Annotated in this window: 19 protein-coding genes and 1 pseudogene; 11 read left to right on the plus strand and 9 right to left on the minus strand. The window is 70.7% G+C overall.

Annotated features, from left to right (window positions below; genetic code table 11):
• Window positions 1–47 precede the first annotated feature (47 nt).
• Window positions 48–548, minus strand: a complete 501-nt coding sequence (locus tag H074_RS04955; protein ID WP_007028922.1) for a methylated-DNA--[protein]-cysteine S-methyltransferase — start codon at window positions 546–548, stop codon at window positions 48–50.
• Window positions 548–2,011: a DNA-3-methyladenine glycosylase 2 family protein gene (locus H074_RS04960; protein ID WP_007028923.1), complete on the minus strand. Its 1,464-nt coding sequence runs from the start codon at window positions 2,009–2,011 to the stop codon at window positions 548–550. Before H074_RS04960 ends, H074_RS04955 begins: the two co-directional genes overlap by 1 nt.
• A 105-nt stretch (window positions 2,012–2,116) precedes the next feature.
• Here H074_RS04960 and ychF point away from each other — a divergent pair, with 105 nt between their 5' ends.
• Entirely contained in the window at window positions 2,117–3,199 is a 1,083-nt protein-coding gene (gene ychF / locus H074_RS04965) for a redox-regulated ATPase YchF (protein ID WP_007028924.1), read from the plus strand.
• Between the two features lie 96 nt (window positions 3,200–3,295).
• Here the strand turns inward: ychF and H074_RS42215 are convergent.
• Window positions 3,296–3,736: pseudogene (locus H074_RS42215) on the minus strand (M20/M25/M40 family metallo-hydrolase); the annotation flags it as partial.
• On the opposite strand from H074_RS42215, the gene H074_RS42220 reads away from it, so the two are divergent.
• Entirely contained in the window at window positions 3,735–4,232 is a 498-nt protein-coding gene (locus tag H074_RS42220; RefSeq protein WP_338022369.1) for a hypothetical protein, read from the plus strand. The pseudogene H074_RS42215 and the gene H074_RS42220 overlap by 2 nt on opposite strands.
• Before the next feature lie 486 nt (window positions 4,233–4,718).
• On the opposite strand, the gene H074_RS04975 is transcribed toward H074_RS42220, so the two are convergent.
• Complete coding sequence (locus H074_RS04975) at window positions 4,719–5,183, minus strand: DUF2716 domain-containing protein (RefSeq protein ID WP_007028926.1); 465 nt, start codon at window positions 5,181–5,183, stop codon at window positions 4,719–4,721.
• Between the two features lie 51 nt (window positions 5,184–5,234).
• Between H074_RS04975 and H074_RS04980 the strand changes: the two genes are divergently transcribed.
• The 3 genes from H074_RS04980 to H074_RS04990 are packed head-to-tail and all read left to right on the plus strand — an operon-like array spanning window position 5,235 to window position 6,179.
• Window positions 5,235–5,438 (plus strand): hypothetical protein, encoded by a 204-nt coding sequence (locus H074_RS04980; RefSeq protein ID WP_016337139.1) that lies wholly within the window; start codon window positions 5,235–5,237, stop codon window positions 5,436–5,438.
• Window positions 5,435–5,809: a type II toxin-antitoxin system death-on-curing family toxin gene (locus H074_RS04985; RefSeq protein ID WP_007028928.1), complete on the plus strand. Its 375-nt coding sequence runs from the start codon at window positions 5,435–5,437 to the stop codon at window positions 5,807–5,809. Before H074_RS04980 ends, H074_RS04985 begins: the two co-directional genes overlap by 4 nt.
• Window positions 5,810–5,840: 31 nt before the next feature.
• Window positions 5,841–6,179 (plus strand): winged helix-turn-helix transcriptional regulator, encoded by a 339-nt coding sequence (locus tag H074_RS04990; RefSeq protein WP_007028929.1) that lies wholly within the window; start codon window positions 5,841–5,843, stop codon window positions 6,177–6,179.
• Between the two features lie 387 nt (window positions 6,180–6,566).
• Here H074_RS04990 and H074_RS04995 read toward each other — a convergent pair whose 3' ends face one another.
• Entirely contained in the window at window positions 6,567–6,857 is a 291-nt protein-coding gene (locus tag H074_RS04995; protein ID WP_007028930.1) for a 4a-hydroxytetrahydrobiopterin dehydratase, read from the minus strand.
• Between the two features lie 76 nt (window positions 6,858–6,933).
• Here H074_RS04995 and H074_RS05000 point away from each other — a divergent pair, with 76 nt between their 5' ends.
• From H074_RS05000 to H074_RS05010, 3 genes are all read left to right on the plus strand, one after another.
• Window positions 6,934–7,986, plus strand: a complete 1,053-nt coding sequence (locus H074_RS05000; RefSeq protein WP_007028931.1) for a thiamine ABC transporter substrate-binding protein — start codon at window positions 6,934–6,936, stop codon at window positions 7,984–7,986.
• 221 nt (window positions 7,987–8,207) lie between these two features.
• Window positions 8,208–9,785 (plus strand): ABC transporter permease, encoded by a 1,578-nt coding sequence (locus H074_RS05005; protein WP_007028932.1) that lies wholly within the window; start codon window positions 8,208–8,210, stop codon window positions 9,783–9,785.
• On the plus strand, window positions 9,785–10,801 hold the full coding sequence (locus tag H074_RS05010; protein ID WP_007028933.1) for an ABC transporter ATP-binding protein: 1,017 nt from the start codon (window positions 9,785–9,787) through the stop codon (window positions 10,799–10,801). Before H074_RS05005 ends, H074_RS05010 begins: the two co-directional genes overlap by 1 nt.
• A 97-nt stretch (window positions 10,802–10,898) precedes the next feature.
• Here the strand turns inward: H074_RS05010 and H074_RS05015 are convergent, their stop codons facing one another.
• Genes H074_RS05015 through H074_RS05025 form a run of 3 tightly spaced genes read right to left on the minus strand, consistent with a single transcriptional unit; the run spans window position 10,899 to window position 13,848 of the window.
• Window positions 10,899–11,768 (minus strand): ABC transporter permease, encoded by an 870-nt coding sequence (locus H074_RS05015; RefSeq protein WP_007028934.1) that lies wholly within the window; start codon window positions 11,766–11,768, stop codon window positions 10,899–10,901.
• Complete coding sequence (locus tag H074_RS05020; protein ID WP_007028935.1) at window positions 11,765–12,760, minus strand: ABC transporter ATP-binding protein; 996 nt, start codon at window positions 12,758–12,760, stop codon at window positions 11,765–11,767. The genes H074_RS05015 and H074_RS05020 overlap by 4 nt, the downstream gene beginning before the upstream one ends.
• A complete protein-coding gene (locus H074_RS05025) occupies window positions 12,757–13,848 on the minus strand; it encodes a LolA family protein (protein ID WP_007028936.1) in 1,092 nt (363 codons plus the stop codon). The genes H074_RS05020 and H074_RS05025 overlap by 4 nt, the downstream gene beginning before the upstream one ends.
• 145 nt (window positions 13,849–13,993) lie before the next feature.
• Between H074_RS05025 and H074_RS05030 the strand changes: the two genes are divergently transcribed.
• The 3 genes from H074_RS05030 to H074_RS05040 are packed head-to-tail and all read left to right on the plus strand — an operon-like array spanning window position 13,994 to window position 16,446.
• A complete protein-coding gene (locus H074_RS05030) occupies window positions 13,994–14,722 on the plus strand; it encodes a response regulator transcription factor (protein ID WP_007028937.1) in 729 nt (242 codons plus the stop codon).
• The gene (locus tag H074_RS05035; protein ID WP_007028938.1) at window positions 14,719–16,047 is read left to right on the plus strand and encodes an ATP-binding protein; all 1,329 of its coding nucleotides are present in this window, start codon (window positions 14,719–14,721) and stop codon (window positions 16,045–16,047) included. Before H074_RS05030 ends, H074_RS05035 begins: the two co-directional genes overlap by 4 nt.
• Window positions 16,048–16,056: 9 nt before the next feature.
• Window positions 16,057–16,446, plus strand: a complete 390-nt coding sequence (locus H074_RS05040) for a (deoxy)nucleoside triphosphate pyrophosphohydrolase (protein ID WP_007028939.1) — start codon at window positions 16,057–16,059, stop codon at window positions 16,444–16,446.
• Window positions 16,447–16,495: 49 nt separating this feature from the next.
• Here H074_RS05040 and trpS read toward each other — a convergent pair whose 3' ends face one another.
• Window positions 16,496–17,461, minus strand: a complete 966-nt coding sequence (gene trpS, locus H074_RS05045; RefSeq protein WP_007028940.1) for a tryptophan--tRNA ligase — start codon at window positions 17,459–17,461, stop codon at window positions 16,496–16,498.
• Window positions 17,462–17,536: the final 75 nt, after the last annotated feature.

Consider the following 17,536-nt stretch of genomic DNA (forward strand, 5'->3'; position numbering starts at 1 on the left):
TGAGTGGTAAGGACGGTTAGAACCGTCCTTACCACTCACGAGGCGGATCAGGCCGCTTCGTGCGTCAGCAGCCACTGCTTCGCCGGGACACCCCACCGGAAGTTCCCCACGCCGCCGCCGGTCCGAACCACCCGGTGGCATGGAACGAACAGCGCCGCCGCGTTCTTCGCGCACGCCGACGCGGCCGCCCGCACCGCCGCCGGATTCCCCGCCAGCGCCGCGTACTCCGCATAGCTGACCGGTTCGCCCGCGGGCACCTTCCGCAGGATTTCCCAAGCGTGCTCCCGGAAAGCGCCGGACCGCTGCCGAACCTCGATATCGGCGACGGCGTCCAGGTCGCCGTCGTGGTAGCGGCGGATCGCGGTGCTCACCGGGCCCAGGTCCCGTCGCTGCTTCACTTCGCCAGGGGTGAGGGAAGGCGAGATCAGCGGCGTCAGTTCGCCGACGTCGCCGGTCCAGCCCGAGGCGAGCACGGCCCCGTCGCCCGTCACCACGGCGGTGAACGGGCCGATCTTGGTGTCCATTGTGGACCAGTACGCGATGCTCATCATTCTCCCTTTTCGGCGCGCCACAAGTACATGCCGGCGTACGAGGACCAGGGCTGCCAGGCCCGTCCGCGTTCGGCCAGCGTCGTTTCGTCGTCGGTGATGCCCAGCGCCGCCGCTCCACGGCGCAGCGCCGGGTCACCGGTCAGCAGGACGTCCGGCGCGCCCAGCACGCGCATCAGGACGTAGTCCGCGGTCCCCGGCCCGATTCCCGGGACGTCCAGCAGTTCCGCCCGCAGCTCCCCGGGATCGCGGCCGACGTGGACCGCCACCCCGTCCGCGAGCGCGCGGGCCACCGCGGCCACTCGTTCCGGGCCGTGTTCGGCGACCTGGGCCGCCGTCGGGAACACCGTGGTCAACCCTTCCAGCGATTCGTCGCAGCTGGGCACGCGTTCGCCGAGGGCGTCGGCGAGCGCGGCCGTCTCGGCGGGCGACAGCATCGCGCGCAGCACGAGTTCGTCGCCGTCGACAGCGCCGGGCACCCGGATGCCGGGGATCGCCTCGACCAGCGGCGCGAGTGCCGGGTCGGCCCCGAGGACCCGCGCGACCGCCTCGGGGTCGGCGTCGAGGTCGAGCAGCCGCCGCACCCTCGCCACCGCGCTGCTCAGGTCGCGCAGGTCGGTGAGCCGCAGATCGCACCGGACGTGGTCGTCCTTCGCCGTCAGCCACACCACGCCGGAGCCGTGCGCGAGCCGCAGCGTGCGTCCGTAGCCGGTCACCCCGGCATCGTCGTGCGTCACGTGCTCGACGCCCGGGACGGCCCGGACGGCCAGGAAATCCAGCACCCCGTCCGCGTCGAACGGTTTACGGAACGGCAGCCGCAGGCTCAAGCGGGTCCCGGTCGGCAATTCCTCGGCCTTACGACGCTCGCGACGCAGACTCGCCGCGCGAAGCTGCGAAGGCGTCGTCGCGAACACCTCGCGGATCGTCTCGTTGAACTGGCGGACGCTGGAGAACCCCGCCGCGAACGCGACGTCGGTCAGCGGGAGCCCGGACATCTCGATCAGCAGCCGCGCCGAGTGCGCCCGGTGGGCCCTGGCCAGCGCCAGCGGCCCGGCACCGAGTTCCGCGGTGAGGACGCGCCCGAGCTGGCGTTCGGAATAGCCGAGCCGCCGCGCGAGCCCCGGAACACCGTCGCGTTCGACGGTCCCGTCCGAGATGAGCCGCATCGCCCGTGCGGCGAGGTCGGCCCGGATGTCCCAGTCGGGCGAGCCGGGGACGGCGTCGGGGAGGCAACGGCGGCAGGCGCGGAAGCCGTTGGCCTGCGCGGCCGCCGACGTCGGGTAGAAGCGGACGTTCTGTTGCTTCGGCGTCGACGCGGGGCAGGACGGACGGCAGTAGATCCCGGTGGTGGAGACGGCCATGATGAACTGGCCGTCGAACCGGGAATCACGGGCGGCGACGGCGCGGTAACACCGTTCGGCGTCGCGCCACACGGCCCGTTCGGCCAGGGTCTGCTCGGTCATGACATCGATCGTGCCACCAGGTCGGGGGCGCGGCTGGCGGAAATCCGACACGGCGATCAAGGCCTCGGCGGATGGGGCGGCGGGCGGCACGTAGACTTCTGGCCCGTGAGTCTCACCCTCGGCATCGTCGGCCTGCCCAACGTCGGCAAGTCCACCCTGTTCAACGCGCTGACCCGCAACGACGTGCTCGCGGCGAACTACCCGTTCGCCACGATCGAGCCCAACGTCGGTGTCGTCCCGCTGCCGGATCCGCGGCTGGACCAGCTCGCCGAGGTCTTCGGCTCCGAGCGGACCGTGCCCGCCGTCGTGTCCTTTGTGGACATCGCGGGAATCGTGAAGGGTGCCTCCGAGGGCGCAGGTCTCGGCAACAAGTTCCTCGCGAACATCCGCGAGGCCAACGCGATCTGCCAGGTCATCCGCGTGTTCGACGACCCGGACGTGATCCACGTCGACGGCCGCATCGACCCCGGCAGCGACATCGAGACGATCAACACCGAGCTGATCCTCGCCGATCTGCAGACCCTGGAGAAGGCGCTGCCGCGGCTGGAGAAGGAAGCGCGGACCAAGAAGGAGAACAAGCCCGCGCTCGACAACGCCCAGAAGGCGAAGGAGATCCTCGACGCCGGGCGCACCCTCTTCCAGGCGCAGAAGGAGGTGGACTTCGAGGCGCTGCGCGAGCTGAGCCTGCTCACCACGAAGCCGTTCCTCTATGTCTTCAACGCCGACGAAGGCATCCTCACCGACGAGTCCCGGCGCGAGGAGCTGGCCAAGCTGGTCGCCCCGGCCGACGCGGTGTTCCTCGACGCCAAGGTCGAAGCCGAACTGCTCGAACTGGACGACGAGGAGTCCGTGCGCGAGCTGCTGGAGTCCGTCGGCCAGCACGAGCCGGGTCTCTACTCGCTGGCGCGCGCGGGCTTCCACACCCTCGGCCTGCAGACGTACCTGACCGCGGGGCCCAAGGAGTCGCGCGCCTGGACGATCCCGCAGGGCGCGACCGCCCCGCAGGCCGCCGGCGTCATCCACACCGACTTCGAGCGCGGCTTCATCAAGGCCGAGGTCGTCTCGTTCGACGACCTGATCGAGAACGGCTCCATGGCCGCCGCCCGGTCCGCGGGGAAGGTGCGCATGGAGGGCAAGGACTACGTCATGGCCGACGGCGACGTGGTGGAGTTCCGCTTCAACGTCTAGAACCTCGTGGGGGGCAGGGACGGTNAGGGAAACATTGTCCTTGATGGTGTCTTCCGGCGTGTGGTAGGTCGGCTCCAGCAGCGCCGGGCCGGTTTCGCCACGCCAGCTGAAGTTGCCCGAAGCGATCCCGCGCTCGAAGAACGGCACGTGGTCGCTCGAACCGCGCGCCACCGGGCCCTTGACCCGCGGGTCGTAGCCGAGTCGTTTGGCGGCGGCGTTGACGGCCGCGGTCGTGGCGTTGTCGGCACCGTCGACCGAAAGCAGCCAGTAGGTGACCGCCGGGTCCCAGCTGGTGGCGACCATGTCGTTCTGGAAGCACCCCGCGATCCGCTGCGCCTCGGCGTCGGACAGGTTCTTGACGTAGTGCCGCGAGCCGATCAGCCCGTATTCCTCCGAGCCCCACAGCGCGAACCGCAGCGTCTTGTTCGTCGGCAGGTACCGCAGGACGCGCGCCAGCTCCAGGCACAGCACGGTCCCGCTGCCGTCGTCGTTGGCGCCGGGGGAGCCGGGGACGCTGTCGTAGTGCGCGGTGACCATGACCACGCCGTCGTCCTTGCCGGGGAACGTGGCCGGCCGCTCGGCGATGACGTTGTACGACGTCAGGTTCTTGTGGTGCGTGGCCGTCGCCTTCACCGTGACCGAGCCCTTGGCGAGCCGTTCGCGCAGGCGCTCCACCTGCACCTGGGCGAGGCCGAGCACCGGGATGGTGACCGGCGTGGCGAGCGTCGGGGAGAAGGCGGACAGCTTGCGTGCCGGGTCGGCGCCGATCCGGCCGAGCAGCACGGCGTCCGCTCCGCGCTGCGCGGCCGTCAGGTACGCGTCGGCCTTGTTCGTCACGGCCGCGATCAGCACGATCTTGCCGGTCAGATCGTCGGGCAGCGTGCTGCCGTCACCGGCGTCGACGACGACGGCTTCGCGCGTGACGTCCTGCGCGCCCTGCGGCGACGAGCCGGTCTGCCAGCTGTCGCGGCCGATCGACAGGCCGCCGAGGAACTTGTCGGCGATCGGGAACGGCTGCAGGGTGACCTGGTAGCGCAGATCGCGCAGCACCTTCGCGATGTAGTCCCTCGCTCGCAGTTCGCCTTCGGTGCCGGCGATGCGGGGGCCGATCTTGTCGCTGAGCACCCGCAGGTGCTCCAATGCCCGCCGCGACCGCACCCGCGCGATCACGGGGTAGTCGCCGAAGTCCAGCGACGGCGGGAACTGCGCGCCCGGACGTTGCTGCGTGGCCGCGGCGGCGGTGCCGGGGTTCAGCCCGATCGTCGCCGCGCCCGCCAGTGCCACCGCGCCCGCGAGCACCTCGCGTCTGCGCAGACCTGCCATGGAACACCCCTCACTTCTCGGAGAATCTTCGTTCGAGTAGCTAAGAGTCACAGGGCCGCCAGAGCAACCTCCGATCGTCCCCTTTTTCCGGTTCGGCGCACGGCGACCCGGCGGCAGGCGTGCGAGACGGCGACGACGCCGGAGACCGCCGCGGCGATCACTCCGCCGATCGGCAGTACGGTCCCGGCGATCGGGCCTACGCGGACCTGCGCAGGGGATCGCCGAGGATCTCGGTCAGCTCCGCCGAAACCGCGGTCACCAGCGCGTCACCGAACACGCAGACCGTGTACTCCCACGGATGCCCGAACGTGCCGAGCGCGAAGTCCGGCGTCAGGTAGCAGTGGTAGTCACCGTCCGGGAACGGGCTGAGCGGCCAGTCCTTCGCCGACGTCGGGAACCGGTACGACTCGTGCTGCCAGTCGAGCGCGTACAACTCGTCGGCACAGGAGGCCAGGCCTCGCCGGACCGCGGAAACCATGCGGTCCAGCAGCAGGTATCCCGGGTCGTCGTCGAGGGCGGACAGGCTCCAGGTGACCGATCCCGCCGGTTCGTCGATCCCCGGCCATTGGAACCGGTCGGTGCTGGGCTTGAAAGCGAACTCCGCGTGGAAGCGGTCCCACACGCGCCGGTACTCGGCTTCACCCAGACTCTCGACGCTCACGCGAGGAAAATACGCCCGGAGCGGTGCTACCAGAGTGGTAGCATCGAGGACATGGCCATGACCTTGAGGTTGAACGACGAGCAGGAGCGCGCTCTCGCCCTGCTGGCGGAGGCCGACGGCGTGAGCAAGCACGAGGCGACCGTCCGCGCCATCACCGAGGCCGCCGCGCGCCGCGTCCGCGACGATCGTGTCCGGGCGCTGTCCAAGGACGGCAGGGAGCGCTACGCCGCCCTGCTCGACCGTCTCGCCCAGTGATCGAGTACCTCACCGTCGAAGACCTCTTGGCGCTCGCGGAGGACCTCCGAGTGCCGAAGATCCGCGATCTCGGGCTGCTCGACTCCGCCGCGCACCGGCCGCAGGTCTCGCTGATGGGGCAGGACGCCTATCCGACGCTCCACGAGAAAGCGGCGGTGTTGCTGGAGTCGGTCGTGCGCAACCATCCGCTCATCGACGGCAACAAACGGCTGTCCTGGATGGCGACGTTCGTCTTCTACGGTCTCAACGGGCACGACCTCGACGCACCGGAGGACGACGCGTACGACCTGGTGATCGCGATGTCCACCGGTTCGCGTACCTATCAGGACGCCTCGGTCGAACTGGCGCGGTGGGCGAAGCCGCTCGGGTAACTTCGGACGGGTGAAGCCGTTGAGTCCCGACATGTTCGCGCCAGGCTGCCCGTCGAACCTGACCCCGTTCCGGATCGGCGACAAGTGGGCGGGCCTGGTCGTGCAGTGCCTGGAAGAAGGGCCGCGCCGGTTCTCCGAACTGCGGGTGCCTTTGAGGGGAGTCACGCCGAAGGTCCTCACGGAGACCCTCAGGGCTCTGGAGCGCGACGGCATGATCACGCGGACGGCGTACGACGAGACACCGCCGCGGGTGGAGTACGAGCTCACCCCGCTCGGCCGGACGTTGTTCGAGCCGATGGAGGCATGCCGTGAGTGGGCGGCGAAGCACCTTCCGGAGCTTGTCGCCGCCCGCCAGGCCTACTCGGGCTGAGAAGAGCTAGCCGAGGAGGCCGAGCACGACGATCGCCAGCAGCGTGATGGCGGCGGCGAAGGTGGTCACCCAGGCGCGCTGGGCGGCGGTGATGGAGGCGTTGTTCACGGCGGTTCTCCGGGGGCGAGAAGCGACAGGTCCGCCGGGAACAGCGCGTTGATCAGGCTCCGTGTTACCTGTCGAACGCCGGTGTGATCAAGATCACTGATCGTGCTGGTGGCGCCGTTCGCGCGCCGTGTACCAGAGCACTCCGGCAGCGGCCGCCACCATCGCGCCGAACGCCGAGAACCCCACCACGATCGCCTGCGTCATCACTCGTCCTTTCTCGTTGTTTCCCTGAGGGGATGACGTCCGAGAAGCGGAGATGTGGCGCGAACGTCGCGGACGTCACACGTCGCCGAGTACCCCGTCGATCTGCGACGCAAGCGAGAAGTCCTTCTCCGTCAGCCCTCCGGCGGAGTGCGTGCTGAGCCGGAACGTGACCGTCCGCCAGCGGATGTCGATGTCGGGATGGTGATCGGCCGCCTCCGCCAGTTCGGCCACCTTGTCCACCGCTTCAATGGCTTTCGGGAAGCTCGGCAGCTTCGCCGTGCGCTCGATCGTGACGCCGTCACGGGCCCAGCCGGAGAGCTTCGCCACGGCTTCGTCGGCCTGCTTGTCGTTCAAGATTTCCGCCATGACTCCATGGTGGTACGCCGTCGGCTACGCTGCACGTTTGCCACGGGTCCCCCCTTTGAAGAACGCAGGAGGCTAGATGAAACGCGCCCTCCGCACGGTCGTTGCGGCTGGCACGGTGGCCGCCCTCGTCGCGGGCTGCTCGCTCTCCGGGAACACGGGGAACGACCCGCAGGCGCCGGCGACGGTCACGCTCGTGACACACGACTCGTGGCTCGCTCCCCAGGAGGTCCTCGACGCGTTCGAGCGGCAGTCCGGGATCAAGATCTCCGTGCTCAAGCAGGGTGACGCGGGCGCGCTGACCAACAAACTGGTGCTGACCAAGGCGAACCCGATCGGTGACGTCGCGTACGGCATCGACTCGACGTTCGCCTCACGCGCGCTCACCGAGGGCGTTTTCGAGCAGTACACCAGCCCGGAGGCCGATCGCGGCCCGCAGCGCTACTCCGTCGACCCCGAGCACCGGCTCTCCGCGGTCGACCTCGGCGACGTCTGCGTCAACGTCGACACCCGGTACTTCGCGGACAAGGGGATCCCGGAGCCGAAGTCGTTCGCCGATCTGACCGACGCCAAGTACAAGGACCTGATGGTCGCCGAGAGTCCCGCGACGTCGTCGCCCGGGCTGGCGTTCCTGCTCGGCACCGTCGCCCAGTTCGGCGAGCAGGGCTGGCAGGGGTACTGGACGCAGCTGAAGGCCAACGGGCTCAAGACGGTCAGCGGCTGGGAAGAGGCCTACACCAAGGAGTTCTCCGGCTCCTCGGGCAAGGGCCCGCGCCCGATCGTCGTCTCCTACGCGTCTTCGCCCGCCGCCGAGATCGGCGACGACGGCAAGCCGAGGACGAAGGCGCTGCTGGACACCTGCTACCGCCAGGTCGAGTACGCGGGTGTGCTCGCGGGCGGCAAGCAGGTCGAGAAGGCACGCAAGGTCGTGGACTTCCTGCTGTCCCAGCAGTTCCAGGTGACCGTGGCGAGCAACATGTACGTGTACCCGGCCCGTCAGGGCGTCGAGCTCCCGCAGGGCTGGGCGCAGGCCGCGCCGCTGCCGCAGCAGCCGAAGACGCTCGAACCGGCCAAGATCCAGGCCGGGCGCGAGCAGTGGATCGCCCAGTGGCGCACGCTGGTGGAAGGTTAGGGCGTGTCTCCCGAACTGAAGTCGGCGGATCGGGCGACGATACGCGCCCGCGTCGTTCTTCGGCCGGAGGCCTCGGATGTGCGGAGACGGGCCGCTGACACGGCCAGGTGAGTGAACAGCCGATGCCGCGGCCCGGCCGCGGAAATCCGAAAGCGCGCCTTGAAAGGCGGCTGAGTACCCCCAGGCCGACGTTCCGGGGAGCCGGGCTGGCCGCACTCGCTGTGCCGCCGCTCGGTTTCCTCGTGGTGTTCTTCGCCTGGCCGGTCGCGGCGATCATCGGCCGGGGTTTCGGCTCCGGCGGGGTCGGCGCGGCCATCGGCGACCCGCTGACCTGGAAACTCGCCGGATTCACCGTCGCCAGTGCCGGGGTTTCGACGATCGTGGCGGTGCTGGCGGGCCTGCCGGTCGCGTTTCTGCTCTCACGAGTGCGGCTGCCGGGGGTCGCGCTGGTCCGGACGCTGGTGCTGGTGCCGTTCGTGCTGCCGACCGTCGTGGTCGGCCTGGCGTTCCGCGCGCTCTGGCCCGACGGCGGGCTGCTGCCCTTGGTGCTGGCCAACGCCTTCTTCAACGTCGCCGTCGTCGCGCGCACGGTTTCCGGGCTGTGGAGCCATCTCGACCCGCGCACCGTGGATGCGGCGCGGGCGCTCGGCGCGTCGCCGTGGCGTGCCTTCCGCTCGGTGACGCTGCCCGCGCTCGCGCCGGCCATCGCGTCCTCGGCCGCGGTGGTGTTCCTGTTCTGCGCCACCAGTTTCGGGGTCGTGCTCATTCTCGGCGGGGCGAAGTACCGCACCCTGGAGACCGAGATCTACCTGCGCACGGTCGAACTGCTCGACCTCTCCGGCGCGGCCGCGCTGTCGCTGGTGCAGTTCGCCGCCGTCGTCGCCGCGCTCGTCGTCGGCGCGCTGGCGAGGCGGCGCCGGGAGAACGCGGTGCGCCTGCGTTCGCGGAGCGAGACCGCGCGGAGGCCGAGGGGCGGCGAGTGGTGGGCCGTGGCCGCCGGTCTCGCGGTGATCGCGCTCCTGATGACGCCGATCGTGGCGCTGCTCGTCGAATCCGTGTCCACTTCGGACGGTTGGAGCCTCGCCGGGTACGAGGCGCTCGCCGGGCAAGGCTCCCGTGGCGCGCTCCAGGTCTCGGGCTGGGAAGCGGCGTCGATGTCGCTGCGGACGGCGTTCGACGCGACGACGCTCGCGATGATCGTCGGGGTGCTTGCCTCGGTCGTGCTGGTGGCGTTGCGCCGCACGCCGGGCAGGCTGGCCAGGGGGATGGGCGAGACGATGGACGCCGCGCTGATGTTGCCGCTGGGCGTGTCCGCGGTGACCGTCGGTTTCGGTTATCTCGTCACGCTCGACGCGCTGCCGGGTGATCTGCGGACGTCGCCGCTGCTGGTGCCGCTCGCGCAGGCGCTGGTGATCATCCCGCTGATCGTGCGGATGGTCCTGCCGGTGCTGCGGTCGGTCGACATCCGGCTGCGGCAGGCCGCGTCGGCACTCGGCGCGAGTCCCGGCCGGGTGTGGCGGGAGATCGACCTCCCGCTGACGGCGCGTTCGCTGGTCGCGGCGGCCGGTTTCGGTTACGTGGTCGCGCTCGGCGAGTTCGGCGCGACGAGCTTCCTGGCCAGGCCGGACGCGCCGACGCTGCCGGTCGCCGTCGCGACGCTGATCTCGCGGCCGGGGGAGCTGAACAACCAGATGGCCTACGCGGCCTGCGCGCTGCTCATGATCGTGACCGTGGTGGCGGTGGTGCTGATCGACCGGTTCGGCGCGGTCCGCGGGCAGAATTCGGTAGGGGAGTTCTAGTGTCGCTGTCGGTACGGGATCTGACCGTCCACTATGGAACTCATCCGGCGGTGAAGGACGCCAGGCTGGACATCGCCGACGGCGAGGTGCTCGCGTTGCTCGGCCCGTCCGGTTCGGGGAAGTCGACGCTGCTGCGGGCGATCACCGGTCTGGAGCCGCTGACGTCGGGCACCGTGCGGTGGGACGGCGAGGACCTCTCCGGTGTCCCGGTGCACCGGCGGGAGTTCGGGCTGGTGTTCCAGGACGGGCAGCTGTTCCCGCACAAGGACGTCGCCGCCAACATCGCGTTCGGCCTGCGGATGCACGACGTCCCGCGCGCCGAGCACGCGGAACGCGTCCGCGCGCTGCTGGAGCTGGTCGGGCTCGCCGGTTACGAGCGGCGGAGGGTGACCGAGCTGTCCGGCGGGCAGGCGCAGCGGGTGGCGCTGGCCCGCGCGCTGGCGCCGGAACCGCGGTTGCTGCTGCTGGACGAACCACTGTCCGGTTTGGACGCCGGACTGCGGGAACAGCTGGCGATCGACCTCGCGGCGCTGCTGCGGCGCAGCAAGATCACCGCGCTGCTGGTCACGCACGACCAGGAGGAGGCGTTCACGCTCGCCGACCGCGTCGCCGTGCTCGACGACGGTGAGATCCGGCAGGAGGGCGCGGTGCGCCGCGTCTGGCGGCAGCCGGTGGACGAGGACGTGGCGCGGTTCCTCGGCGTGACCACGTTCGTCGACGGTGAGGCGTCGGGCGGGACGGTGCGGACCGTGCTCGGCGAGGTCGCGCTGCCCGACGTCGAGGACGGCGCCGTGCGGCTGGGGTTGCGGCCGCACGGCCTGCGGGTTTCCCAGGAGGGCATCGAGGGTGAGGTCGTCGCCGTGGTGCACCGGCGGGAACACGTCCGGCTCGTGGTCGCGGTCGGCGGCGATCTGTCCACCGTGGACGCGATCGCGCCGGTGACGGCCGACCTGCGCCCCGGTGACACCGTCCGGCTCACCCTGGACCCGGACGGCGTCGCCCGACTCCGCAATTAGTCACCTGGTTGCGACACCCAGCCAACGCGATTCGGCACCTGGTTGCGATGGTTCGTGCCGTGAATTATCGCAACCAGGTGCCGAATTGCGTGGTGGGTCAGCCGTCTCGAGTCGTCAGCCGCGCGTAGGCGATCGAGAGCCCGATGGCGATGTAGCAGGCGGCCCGCAGCGCGCCCTCGCCGAGCAGTGTCGTGTCCAGCGGGTCCATCAGCACCGAGGCCGGCGCCTGCGACCAGTTCTCGTTGAGCAGGAACGGATGCAGCCACGAGACCGCGTCCAGTACGCCGAGGATGGTGAACACGATCGTCCCGGCCAGCACCGAGGCGACGACCAGCATCGGATGTTCGGTGAACGCCGAGATCGCGAGCGCGACCGCGCCGACCGCCCACAGTTGCAGGATCACCCACGCGGCCACGAGCAGGATGCGGCCCAGCGCGTCCCAGACGCTCAGCGTCGAGCCGGTGAGGGTGAACATCGAGTCGGTGCCGCTGATGATCAGGCCGGTGGCGAAGCCGGTGAACGTCATGGCCAGTACGGCGATCGCCGAAACCGTCGCGACGCCGAACGCCTTGATCGCGAGCAGCCTGCCCCGGCCGACAGGGGCGATCAGCCAGCCTCGCAGCGTCCCGTGGGCCGCCTCGCCGGCGATCGCGTCCGCCCCGGCCATCGCCGAAGCGAGCGGAAGCAGCAGCGCCAGCGTCATGGTCAGTGCCGCCACCGGCAGGACGAACCCGTTGTTGACCGCGGAGGCGAGCAGCGCGCCGTCCTCTCCACCTCGCGTTTCCGAAGCGTCGACGAGCGTCAGCGCGACCCCGATGATCACCGGGATCAACGCGAGCAGGCCCAGTACGGCGAGCGTGCGGGGCCGCCGGAAGATCCAGCGCAGTTCCGCCCGGTACAACCGGAGCAGGCCGACACTGTCCTGGCCGGTCCGTGCCGCGGGTGCCGCGGCCAGAGCGTGGGTCACGACTCCCCCTCACCGCCTACAGTGGACTCCGGCTGGGTCAGTCGGGCGAACAGGTCCTCGAGCCCGGTCCGCGCCCTCGCCGCCTCGTGCACGGCCACCCCGGCCGTCACCAGATGACGCAGCACGTCGGGGGCTTCGGCGGCGGTGAGGTCGACGCGGACACCGTCCGGCGTCAGCCTGCTGCCGATCCGGTTCTCCCGCAACGTCTCCACCGCCAGTTCCGCGTCCGGCGTCCGCACCAGCAGCGCCGCGTTCCCCGACTCCAGCAGTTCCGAGAGCTCGCCTTGGGCGATCACGTTCCCCGACTGGAGCACCGCGACGTGCGTGCAGGTCGCCTCGACCTCGGCCAGCAGATGCGACGACACCAGCACGGTGACGCCGTCGGCGTGCAGTTCGGCGATGATCCGGCGGATCTCCCTGGTACCGGCCGGGTCGAGGCCGTTGGTCGGCTCGTCGAGCACGACCATCCGCCTCGGCACGAGCAGCGCGCTCGCCAGCCCCATCCGCTGCTTCATCCCCAGCGAATACCCCTTGTAGCGCCGGGTGGCGGCATCGGTCAGGCCGACGCGCTCAAGCGCCGCGTCGACCGCACCGGGGATCCCGGCCGAGGCCAGCCTCGGTTCCGCCGCGGCCACGCGCAGCAGGTTCTCCCGTCCGGAAAGAAAAGGGTGGAAACCCGGTCCTTCGACGAGCGCGCCGACATCGGGCAGCGCGTGCGCCGCCTCGTCGGGCATCCGCTTGCCGAAGAGTTCGACCTCGCCCTCCGTGGGCCGCACGAGACCGAGCAGCATCCGGATGGTCGTCGTCTTGCCCGAACCGTTGGGGCCGAGCATCCCCAGCACGGCGCCTTCGGGAACGTCGAGATCGACGTGGTCCACGGCCACCGTGCGGCCGTAGACCTTGCGCAGGCCCCTGGTGCGGGCCGCCATGGGTACCGCCGGAGCGGACGCCTCCCGGGAGGCGTCCGTCCCGGCTTCGAACGTGGTGGTCACTTCGCGGCCAAGGCTTCGAAGAGGACCTGCTCCGGCACCGCGCCGACGGCGTAACGGCCGTCGTCGGTCAGCACGCCGCTGCCGACCTTGGTGGTCACCAGCCAGCCGCTGCCCCAGGCACCGCTGACCGGCTTGGCGAACCGCGAAAGCAGCGCCTTCGGGTCGACCTGGCGGCCTTTCTCGTCCTTGGCCTCGCCGGCCTTCGCCAGCGCGTCGGCCGGGATCTTGCCGGTGATCACGGTGTCCCAGCCGTCGCCGACGACCTTGACGTCGGACTTCGCCTGCTCGGCGAGCTCACGGCTCTTCGGGTCGGCCTCGGCGGTCTTCTCGGTCACCTTCGCGCCCTTGGGCGGGGTGAACTCGAAGTTCGACGCGGGCTGGTCCGCGAAGTTGATCTCGCTGAAGGAGACCTCGAGCGCCGGGGAGGAGGTGCCGTTGGCCAGCACCGTGACGCGCAGCGGCAGACGGGTCTGCTCGTCGATCGCGACGCGGATTTCGCGCAGGAGCGTCCGCTCGGCCGGCTTCGGGGTCAGGACCAGTTCGTACGCGGACCGGTTCGCCACCGCGGCCGTCCCGTCGACGGCGATCGTGCTGCTCTCGCGCACCTTGCCGAGCAGTTCCGACGCCACCGTCGCCGGGTCGACGGCCTGGCCCTTGGCCTTGTCCTGGTGCTCCTTGGCCAGTTCGGCCGGGATGGTCACCTTGGTGGCCGAGTTGTCCTTGGAGTTGTACTCCCAGACGGTCTGGCCGTTCTGGACGATGGTCTGCTGGCTGGAGCCCTCGGTGAGCGACACCTTGCTCTTGCCCGCGCCGTCGGTCGACACCTGCGCCGAGTCGATGTCGAGCGCCGAGACGCCGGGCAGGGTGCTGCCGACCTGCGGCAGGCCGAGGTCGTTGCTGACCTTGACCTTCCCGTCGAACGCCGGTGGCTTCGCGTTCAGCGTCGACTGCACCAGCTCTTCGGCGCTGATCTGCGGCAAGACGGGCGCGTCGCCCGCGGTGGCCGGCATCGCGACCACGGCGAGGCCGCCGACGCCCAGAGCCGTCCCCACCACCGCCGCGGTGATGGCCTTCCTCTTCGGATCCATGCTGTCTCTCCCTGTTTCCCCGAACCCGGAGTGTGCTCGGGTCTTGGCGACAACGCTTCCCCGGAAACGCTGAGATACCACTCAGACTCCGCCTCCCAGGCTGAGATGGCGCTGAGAGCCCGCGCGTGAGCTGGTGAAAGCGTGAATGATGAAGGGCGTGAAACCTCGAGTACTGGTGGTCGACGACGAGCCCGGCGTGCGCAAGGCGCTGCAGCGGGGGCTGCGCGCCGAGGACATGGACGTGGTCACGGCGGCCGACGGGCCCAGCGGCCTGCGGCTCGCGCAGACGGGTTCGTTCGACGTCGTCCTGCTCGACATCATGCTCCCGGGTCTTTCCGGCTACCGCGTGCTCGAACGGCTGCGCGCGCTCGGCGTCACCACACCGGTGCTGATGATCTCCGCGAAAGACGGCGAGGTCGACCAGGCGGACGGTCTCGACCTCGGCGCCGACGGCTACCTCGTGAAGCCGTTCTCGTTCGTCGTCCTGGTCGCGCAGGTGCGCGCGGTGCTGCGGCGGGCCTCGCCGGACGCGATCCGCGGGCCACTGCGCATCGGCGCGCTCGAAGTCGACCGGAGCCTGCGGCAGGTCCGCTACGACGGCGTCGACGTGGCCTTCAGCCCCCGCGAGTTCGCGCTGCTGGAGGTGCTGGCGGGCCGGGCGGGAACGGTCGTCACCAAGGACGAGCTGCTGCGTGCCGTCTGGGGTGACGAGCAGGCCGCGACCCGCAACGTCGTCGAGGTCTACGTCGGTTACGTGCGCCGCAAGCTCGACGCGGTCGGCGCGGGCGCGCTGGTCCGGACGGTGCGCGGGCACGGTTACCTGGCTTCGGACGCGCAGCTCGACGAAGTGATCGCCCCGGCGGGACAGGGGTGATCGGCTCGCCGTCTTGGTGGCGCCGCCGTTCGCTCCAGGTCCGGATCACCCTGCTCACGGCGACGGTCACGCTCGGTTTCCTGCTCGGGCTGGCGGCGGTCGCCGGGGACAATCTCCAGCCACTGCTCATCGGCTCGGTCGACGACGAGCTGAGTGCCCAGCTGGACATCGCGAAGGCCGATGTCTCGGCGGGACGGACGCAGTCGGGATCGGCGGTCACCGTCCGTGTCCTCGACACCGGAGGCGGTCCGGTGGACGGCTTGCCGCCCGCGAATCTCGGCCCCACGGACGTCCGCGCGCTGAAGGCGGGCCAACCGGTCACGATCGGCGGCGAGCACAGCCGGCGCTGGGTGGGCACCGTGGTCACCGCGCCCGACGGGCAGCAACGGCTCGTCGTCGCGGGCGCCGGTCTGGTCGGCTTCGCGACGGCTGTGCATTCCGGTGGGTTGTGGCTGTTCGTGGTCGCGTCCGTGGGCGCGGTGGGCGCCGGGATCGCGACGTGGCTGCTGGTGCGGTTCGCCCTGCGGCCGGTGGCGCGGATGCGCGGGTCGGTCCGTGCGCTTCCGCCGGGCGCGCGGCTGCCGCTCCCGGATTCGCACGACGAACTCCGTGCGCTGGCCGAGGAGTTCAACGCCCTGCTGGCGCGGCAGGAGGAGGGCGCCGAGCGGCTGCGGCGGTTCACCGGGGACGCCGCGCACGAGCTCCGGTCACCGGTCGCGTCGATCCGCGTGCAGGCCGAGGTCGCCGTGACCAATCCCGATCCCGAGCTCGCCCAGGAGACGCTTTCGGACATCCTGGAGGAGGCGGAACGGCTTTCCGCGCTGCTCGACGGGCTGCTGGCGCTGGCGAGGTCGGACGCGGGGGAGGTCCCGCCCGCGGAACCGGTCGAGCTGGTGAGCGAGGTGCGGGCCGCGGTCGCGCGGATGCCCGCCGACGCGCCCGAGATCCGGGTCAGCGGCACGGTCGGGACCGCGTGGGCGCTGGCCACGCACGCCGAGGTCGAACTGGTGCTCAGCAATCTGCTGCGCAACGCCTGCCGTTACGCGCGGGGCGAGATCGTGGTGTCGGTGCTCGCGGCGCGCTCCACCGTGCGGGTGGTGGTCGACGACGACGGGCCAGGCATCGCGTCCGAGCATCGGGAGCGGGTCTTCGACCGGTTCTACCGCGTCTCCGACTCGCGGGCGCGGTCCTCGGGCGGCACCGGGCTGGGACTGGCGATGGTCGCGGAGGCCGTCCGGCGCCGAGGGGGCCGGGTCCGCGTCGGCGAATCACCCGATGGCGGAGCGCGCTTCCAGGTCGTCTGGCAGGCGGCGCGGCCCGGCTAGGGTGTGCCCGTGGTGATCGTGGGCGCCGCCATCGTGCGGAACGGACGGCTGTTGGCGCAGCAGCGGGCTTGGCCCGCCGACCACGCCGGGCAATGGGAGCTGCCGGGCGGGCGGGTCGAGGACGGCGAAAGCGACGAGGCCGCTTTGGCGCGTGAATGCCTGGAGGAGCTGGACGTCGCCGTGACGGTCGGGGGCCGGGTCGGCGACGACGTCCCGCTGCCGAAGGGGAAGGTGCTGCGGATCTACGCCGCTTCCCTGGTCGGCGCGGGGGACGAGCCGCGGGCGGTGGAACACGAGGACGTCAGGTGGATCTCCCCGCGCGAACTCGACGACCTCGACTGGCTGCCCGCCGACCGCGTGCTCCTGCCCGCCCTGCGCACCCTGCTCGCAAGTCCGTGAAGGCCTCCTTGAGGGACCCAGGGTCCCTCAAGGAGGCCTTCACGGAACTTCAGCCGGCGCCGATGAGCCGCAGCGCGGACTGGAGCCGGTGCTCGCCCCGTTCCGCCGCCCGGACGGCACCCGCCTTGCGGACCCGCTCCAGTTCACCGGGGTCGGACAGGAGCGCCAAGGCGCGCTCCCGTACCGGCCGCAGCTCCTCGATGAGCGCTTCGGCGACGGCCTCTTTCACCTGGCCGTAGGAGTCGAACCGGTCGGCCAGGGCCTCGGGCTTCTCCTGGGTGCACGCCGCGAGGATGTCCAGCAGGTTCGCCATCCCCGGCCGGGTTTCCGGTGCGTAGGCCGGGGTCGAACCGCCATCGGTCTTCGCGCGTTTGACCTTCCGCCTGACCTGGTCGGCCTCGTCGAGGACGAAGATCACCCCGGCCTCTTCCCGCGTCGACTTCGACATCTTCCGCGTCGGCTCGGCGAGGTCCATGACCCGCGCGCCGGCGGGCGGCAGGACCGCCTTCGGCATGGTGAACACGTCGCCGTAGGTGGAGTTGAACCGCTTCGCCAGCGTCCTCGCCAGCTCGACGTGCTGCCGCTGGTCCTCGCCGACCGGGACCTCGTCCGCGCCCTGCAGCAGGATGTCCGCCGCCATCAGCACCGGATAGGTCAGCAGGGACAGCCGTACCCCGGCCCGGCCCTTCGACTTCTCCTTGAACTGGATCATCCTGGCGGCCTCGCCGTAGTTGCAGGTGCACTCGAGGACCCAGTTGAGGGCGCCCAGCTCGCGGGCTATGTCGGATTGCACGAACACACGGTCCGGTTCGATCCCGGCCGCGATCAGCACGGCCAGCTGCTCGGAGGCCATCGAGCGCAGTTTCGCCGGATTGTGCGAGTTCGTCATGGCGTGCAGGTCGGAGACGAAGTACAGGTCGTCCGGCCCGCCCTCGTCCGCCCAGCGCCGAATGGCCCCCAGGTGGTTCCCGACGTGGACGTGGCCGGACGGGGTGATCCCGGACAACCTGATCATCTGCCTTCTTCCTTCCGGATTCGGGCCGCCCCAGGGTCCGGGCACGAAAAAGGCCGCCCGGTGGGGCGGCCTGGT

The organism is Amycolatopsis decaplanina DSM 44594, from assembly GCF_000342005.1.
In the GTDB taxonomy this organism is placed as follows: domain Bacteria; phylum Actinomycetota; class Actinomycetes; order Mycobacteriales; family Pseudonocardiaceae; genus Amycolatopsis; species Amycolatopsis decaplanina.

Coding starts and splice junctions, on each gene's coding strand:
- H074_RS04995 (WP_007028930.1), bottom strand. CDS start 6,857: ATGGCGGAAATCTTGAACGACAAGCAGGCCGACGAAGCCGTGGCGAAG.
- H074_RS04960 (WP_007028923.1), bottom strand. CDS start 2,011: ATGACCGAGCAGACCCTGGCCGAACGGGCCGTGTGGCGCGACGCCGAA.
- H074_RS05030 (WP_007028937.1), top strand. CDS start 13,994: ATGATGAAGGGCGTGAAACCTCGAGTACTGGTGGTCGACGACGAGCCC.
- trpS (WP_007028940.1), bottom strand. CDS start 17,461: ATGATCAGGTTGTCCGGGATCACCCCGTCCGGCCACGTCCACGTCGGG.
- H074_RS04990 (WP_007028929.1), top strand. CDS start 5,841: ATGTTCGCGCCAGGCTGCCCGTCGAACCTGACCCCGTTCCGGATCGGC.
- H074_RS05025 (WP_007028936.1), bottom strand. CDS start 13,848: ATGGATCCGAAGAGGAAGGCCATCACCGCGGCGGTGGTGGGGACGGCT.
- H074_RS04980 (WP_016337139.1), top strand. CDS start 5,235: ATGGCCATGACCTTGAGGTTGAACGACGAGCAGGAGCGCGCTCTCGCC.
- H074_RS05000 (WP_007028931.1), top strand. CDS start 6,934: ATGAAACGCGCCCTCCGCACGGTCGTTGCGGCTGGCACGGTGGCCGCC.
- H074_RS04955 (WP_007028922.1), bottom strand. CDS start 548: ATGAGCATCGCGTACTGGTCCACAATGGACACCAAGATCGGCCCGTTC.
- H074_RS42220 (WP_338022369.1), top strand. CDS start 3,735: ATGACCACGCCGTCGTCCTTGCCGGGGAACGTGGCCGGCCGCTCGGCG.